3 protein-coding genes are annotated in these 6849 nt (G+C 34.1%); all 3 read right to left on the bottom strand.

Going from position 1 to position 6849, the window contains the following annotated elements; translation table 11 throughout:
- A partial coding sequence (locus JGH11_RS18365; RefSeq protein ID WP_236264161.1) for a DUF6443 domain-containing protein occupies nucleotides 1-3739 on the bottom strand: 3739 nt, incomplete at its 3' end.
- Between the two features lie 13 nt (nucleotides 3740-3752).
- On the bottom strand, nucleotides 3753-6608 hold the full coding sequence (locus tag JGH11_RS18360) for a hypothetical protein (protein ID WP_201114229.1): 2856 nt from the start codon (nucleotides 6606-6608) through the stop codon (nucleotides 3753-3755).
- Between the two features lie 11 nt (nucleotides 6609-6619).
- Nucleotides 6620-6849, bottom strand: a 230-nt coding sequence (locus tag JGH11_RS18355) for a T9SS type A sorting domain-containing protein (protein ID WP_236264155.1), incomplete at its 5' end; no start/stop codon positions are given.

The following is a 6849-nucleotide window of genomic DNA, read 5'->3' as shown; positions in this document are numbered from 1 at the left end:
AGTAGGTGTAATAGTTCTTTGCCTTGACTGTTGAACTGTTGATCACCATCTGACGAGGTAAATTTAAGGAATTATATTGAATATCAGTAATGCCTTTATTCAAATCTTTGTTCATCGCACCATTGGCATTGTAGGTATACTCGACAACTGCAGCTAAGTTAGTTTTATCCTTGAAGTCGGCTGATTCGACATAGGCAAAGTTGATAACGGCATCTGAGACATTAGTCATTTGGTTGCCCGAATAGGTCATGGTCAACTGGTCTACCAACACATTGTTATCTGCCGCCGCCGAGTTTTTTCCTCTTCGTCCCAGGCTTGTTATATTACCGTGCTTATCGTAAGCATAAGAGGCATTATACATTCCTCCGGTCAGATTTCCGTTATATGAGGCATGAATAAGCCGAGACAGGTTATCGTATTTAAAACGATAGCTTCGCGTTGTCTCTCCCTGCAGCTGCCACTCCATACCCGATATATTTCCGTTGTATGCCGGCTGGTAGTCCGAATAACTGTAGGCTGCTACTTTATCGTTATAGTAAAGTGTCTGATTAAACACCGGACTACTGATCGATTTTGTCCATGAGCGTACATTATAGGCATAGGTAGACAGGGTATTGGCAACTCCGCCTTTTTTGTTGGTCTTTAGCCTCCCCAATTCATCATAGGTATTCTCAGCTAAGACAACTTGCGGCTTGACAGTCGCTCCATCGGTTAACTGATGGGTTGTTTTCAGCAGTCGTCCCGCATGGTCGTAAGTATAGGCGTATTCTTCTTTCTGAGTATTCTTGCCTGTAGCTGAATGGATATGGAGTTTCTTGATCGGTTGTCCCGTGAAGTTGTAGGCGATGTATTCCTTTTCGATACCTCCTGCCAGGTGGTTGTTCGACTTGGCTTGTATCAATCTACCTCTGTTGTCGTAATACATGACCGAATATAGATATGTGGTTGAAACCGTACCATCTGATAGTTGCTGGGCGGTCAGTGTACCTGTCAGCATACCTTTGTTCTTGTATTTGTTGGCATCAGTATAGTCGGTGCCATACCAGGTTCCGTAGCCTGCTTCGGAGGTATATTCCGTCCCGGATGACGGTATTTCTGTCATTCCTCGGAAATCGTAGTTGTCATAATAATTGGCTGTCAAAAAATTCGGAGTAGAAAGACTTACTCCAGTAACGGTATAACTGTTTGCCAGATTTGTACGGCTAGTGTTATATGTGGCTTTAACTACAATACTGGATAATGGATTAGCAGTATAATTCAGACTATTTTTACATATCCCGGTCAGTACGATTCGCCCGAAGGCATCAGGGATAGTAAAGGTCCATTCACTTTTTTTCCGCTGCTCTCCGTCCTGTGTAAAGATCAATTGCCCAGCCTTGTCATAAACGTAATAAATCGGTTCACAGCCTGCGATCTTTTTCCAGATGCAACGGTTATTACTATCGTATTTATACATATATGCATATTGCTGCCACGAGGTTGAGGTATCAGTCCAAGTGCCAGCAGTGGAGGCCGAAGATACAATTGGAGGTAATACAACTCGAAGATTTCCTGCATTATCATATATGTAATAGGTATCCAAGGTTTCATTCCCGTTAATTTGGCGATTTAATATAACCTGATCCTGTTTGTTTTTAAATTCATATGCTAAGGCTCCATCCTCATCTTTAACTCCAGTAATATATAACTCTCCTGCCGGATAGTTATCAGAACGAGTAACGCTTACTTGTGATTTTACATCAGTTGATAGATATTTCGCACAAACTAACGAGTCTGCAAGAGCCAGAGTAGTTCCAACTTTACCTTTATTGACTAAATATCTAGTAGATACAGCCTTTTTATTAAAATACCAATCATTTCCTGGTTCATATTGCTCTAATATTCTATTCAATGGAGATATCTCATATCTAGAAGAAGAGTACGGCTTAGAGTCATTATCGTTAGCTGTAACCGATACAGTCTTTATAAAGAGAGGATTCAGATAGGCCCCATTATTATTAGGAACTACTGCTGGTAACCACAATAAAGAATCTCGATCAAACCTATCATACTCCTGGAGAACTACAAGATCTTTAGCTGTAGGTGTAAATTCTTTTTTTATAGTTTGTTCAAGTCTTCCTAATCCATCAAAATATTGTATTTGATCTATATATTTACTTCCGTTCTCGTTTGTATATTCCCTTGTTTTTACATAATTCGTATATTTGCTTTTATTCGAATTTTCTTTTAAGAGATTTATACGGGTTGAGATTGTTCCATTATCAGATATACCTTCTGAAATAACATAATATTCTCCTGGTTGAAGAGTTGTATTTAAACAATCGTTTTGAAGAAAGAAATTATCTTTAATAAATGTTTTGGTTGCGAAAATCTGACTCTTGCCTATATTTGTCAGACTTCCGCATGTTCCAGATGAAAAAGAGCTTGAGTTCGACAAGCTCAATGTCATTGGAGATAATAATTTTAATTTATAGATAATCTCATTACCAGGTTTGTTATTCCATTCATTTCTTGATTTCGCCGAATTTTGTATATCAAAAAAATCCAGATCTTCCGTAATAGTACCTAAATCAACTTCTATCTGTAAATGACCATCAATGTAAGTCGTAATATTACCATCTTCACTAACTCCATTTGATTCCACATAGTATATTCCAGGTTCCAGATTGCTTACCACAAGGGTATTATTTAAAGAATTATTCTTTGGAAAGGTTTTTGTAGCTATACTCTTTTTGGTCGCATCCAGCAGATTTATCGATGAACCAGCTGAAAATGCAGACGTATTTGATACTGCTATGTCCATTTTCTTTTTTACAATAATTCTATAAATATTTTTTTTATTGTACTGTGTTGTCATCTGAGTTCCTGTGTATTCGAATGCTTGATCCTTTTCTCCTAAATTTAGTTCTAATGGATCTGTACATTCTATATAGGTTTCAATATCTCCATTAGACATTCCTCCTTCTACAACAATAGAGTATATTCCTGGAGGTAATAGTGGAAATTCTAAGGTTTCTCTATTGGGGTTATTTCTTGGTACACACTTGTATCCTAAACTATTTGAACCATTTAATAAAGTTACACAGGATCCTCCCTCCGCATCCATCGAAGTTAGTATCTTCAACTTTGTTCCCTTTGAATTTACTCTGAAATTGTAATATATATCATTAGTCGGACGATAGCCGTATTGGTTCTTGCTGTTTGTCGTGTTAACTTTATTGTAATAATAGAAAGAATCTCCCTCTTTCACATCTAGATTTATTTCAATCAGTTTATTTTCAACGACTATTCTACCCTGTATAGATAAAGTTATTTTACCGTTATAGTTAGCAGAAGAACCTTGAGACGCAATATAGTATGTTCCGGGTTCTAATAAAATATTCATATATGCCTGGCTACTACCTGTATTATATGAATTAATGATGTCATTAACATTTAGTCTGTCAGTTTTAATAAGCTTAAGACTCGTCTTCTGCAGTTCTGAGCCAGAATGGGACAAACTAATATTCATTTTTTGAGTAATTATAAATTTATGAAAAACAATTTTACTGCCTATTCCATAAACAAAAGCGTTGTCATAATTTTCAGTATTACGAGTATCTGTAACTGAAAAATCAGAATTATAGGTACCTATTTCAACCGGAGTTACTAATGAATAACCTTGTGCTGAGGCTGAATTAATTGACAGTATCAGCAATGCGAATATCGAAGAGATTATATAAGATATTTTTGATTTCATAGTTTCGATTTTTTTATTTTTCATAATAATGATAATCGTATGCTTTAAGAATTTTCTTTGTACCGTTTTCTATTTGGAAAATCTCTTTTAGCCGTCCTATATTATCATAAATATAATATATCGTTATACCAGCCGCATCGGTTTTTGATGTTATACCGACAAGAGGATTGTATGTGTAAGTTTCGATTAAAGTATTTGTCGGCATATTTTTTCTGATTGTACTATTCAGTGTTTCTAAGTTTGTACATGTAGAAATATTACTTAGATCTGAATAATCTTGAAGCTTATTCAAATAACCCATTAGCGTAGAATTTCCATATATTGTTGCATATGAAGTATTATTTATTTTAGCTACGGGTAAAGTTGCATTATAGCCCCAAATATAAGTCTCGGAAGTATTATTTTTACGTTGTATTTCTATAATATTTCGTCCATTGTTGTAGTTTGTATCATATAAATATGTAAACTCCCGTTCGTAAGCATTTGCATCATTCTTTACATCAGTATACCACGGAACTAAAACATCTGAACTTACTTTTTTATAAGTATTACTTATTGATTGTAAGTGGTTATCATTAACAGATGTGATTTGTTCTAGTACAGGAGTTAAAGCGTTTTGCTCACACATTATCTTATAAATATCATATGTTGAGCTTTGTTTATCGATAGGATACTTCAATGTTTTCTTTACTGTAGCACCTTTACTATCGATATTTTCTATTCGTGTTATTTCATAAAAATTCTTTGATATTATATTATCATAATGATAGTTCGTTATTTTCTTTACTGAATCGTTATTATCATAAGAGACCTCTTCAGTCTTAGTTAATTTAATCAGCCCTGTTTTTGTTAATATATCACTATATTGGTAATAATCCTCAGGGGTTCTTCCTACTACATCTTTAATTGTAGAACCTACCGTATTTTGGACTATTTTAAATCCAACATTAATATCTTGTAAATTGAATGTCGTATAATTATTTACTATACTTTTTGTGAGTGAAAACTTATTGTTATCAAATGAATAAATATTAGTTTTACAAAGCTGTCCCCTTGTCCAATTTCGATTATCAACATAGGAAGATAATCTCATATAAAAATGACTAAAGGCGGATATAAAAGAAGGTATAACTCCATAATTCCTATAAAATTCTAAATCTCTATCTCCTCCTGTAAAGAAATATTCAGATTTTCCATTGCAGTTATTTGGGTATCCATTATACTCTACTACTTTTGTATAATAAACTGAGGGAATTGCACTATGAGCGGAAGCAGACTCTGTAGAATAGATATCGAAAAGATAATAATATTGGTTTATGCCTTGCTCTTCTATTTTTATTCGTGTATAAGGATCATGCAGTATTGTTCCTAATGTATTATCTACCCCCTCCAGATATTCATATGAATTTATCGTTGGTTTACTTCCTGCAGTAGAATAAGATTTTACAGTTTTGATCCTTAATCCACCATAATACTTTTTGTTAATCATATTACTCTCATATTCAAATTCAGTATATCCTCCTGTGGGATAAACTATCTTATTTAAAATATATGCCTGAGCATGTTCTTCACTTATATCCCGGTTTACATTTTTAAGTTTTTCATCAGCACTACATTTTAAGAGACATTTATTATTTCTTTCTCCATTATAGAAACCCCAATAATCTTGACCAAAATATTGTTGATTTACAACTAAGGAATTAGATTGTAACCCTTTGTAATATGGTGGAAGCATATTCATTGTATTATAATGGAAATCATAAGAGCCGGAGTTTTGTCCCTGAGCATCTCTTACAAATAACCGATCCAACTTTAGTCGCGAATCTGTATTTGAAAAATAGCCATGTTGAAAAAAATAACTTTTTATTGTATTACTTTTATTTGAAAGAAAAATTTCCGACAAACGATATTTTCGTTTATCTAATCTGTCATATAAATAATTAAATGCAATTTTTCCTTCAGGAAATTCAATAGAATTCAAAAACAATGTCTTATTCTGATATGACATGGATTCGATATTGTTGATAAGATATGCATTATCAATTTTATTTATATCTGCACTGTTCTGAGGTATATTTATTGAATAACTGGGGTAGTAATCATAGTATGGAGTTGTATCTGTTCCGTAGCTAAAAGTAATGTAATTGCCATCAACTGTTGTTATTGAGCTCAGGTACCATGATGTGGTAACCCGGTTGTTTGAGATCGCCTGCATTCCTTCCTCTTTGTCTTTAAAGAGATATATGGTGCCATCATTTCCTGTAATTTTGAAATCTCCGGACGATAATATTTCAATTTTATTATTTGATAAGGGGATTTGAATAATTTTCCCAGATTTATCAAAACGAAAACTACCTGATAATCCGCCTGCATTGTAATTGAAAATGTCACTTTCGAAATTGCCCAAATTATTCGAACTATTACTACAATATTGACTTAATTCCCCATATCTGGTTCCTTTACCTAGAGCAAAAACTTTGTCAGCATCCATAGGAGTATATGCTGCTGTCGGATTATTTATATTATCTGGACTTCCTTTGGTTGAACGAGTAATTACACCTCCTACGTTCAAAGACCAACCTAAACCAACCATACTCGAAATATCATCTACCTTGATTCCTGAAGGGTGATAGGATATTGAAATCGGAAGGGTAATTAAAGGTAAGCTAACTGTATAAATAGGAATATCTATATTAACCAACCCAGTGTTTAAAGAAACGGGATAAGTTCCATATTTCCCCAATGCTGCAGCATCAGGTGACGGCTGTAATAAGTCGACTGGCTGAGTTGAACTTTGAGAATAACAAAAGTCATTTTTTAGGTAAAAAATAACTAATAATAAAATCATTACATATATATTCTTTCTCATAACTTCCATTTCTATTTTTTAATAACAATTTGGTTCACAAACAACTCATTTTCAGTAATTCTCAGCACATAACTCTTGGGTTGCAGATTACTGCAATCTATCGTTTCATAATAAGTGCCTGCTGTTTTTGATTCAGCCTTGATCTTCTTTACAGGCATGCCTTCAATCGAGTATAGCTCAAATGATACTTTGGCATCCTGCTTCAGTTCATACTTAAGGTTTAACATCGATTCTACAGGAT

Source organism: Dysgonomonas sp. Marseille-P4677 (genome assembly GCF_016652235.1).
GTDB lineage: Bacteria > Bacteroidota > Bacteroidia > Bacteroidales > Dysgonomonadaceae > Dysgonomonas.
This window is presented reverse-complemented; position numbering and strand designations above follow the sequence as displayed.

Excerpts from the sequence above, each read along its gene's own strand:
- JGH11_RS18360 (WP_201114229.1), bottom strand. The coding sequence starts at position 6,608 with ATGAGAAAGAATATATATGTAATGATTTTATTATTAGTTATTTTTTAC.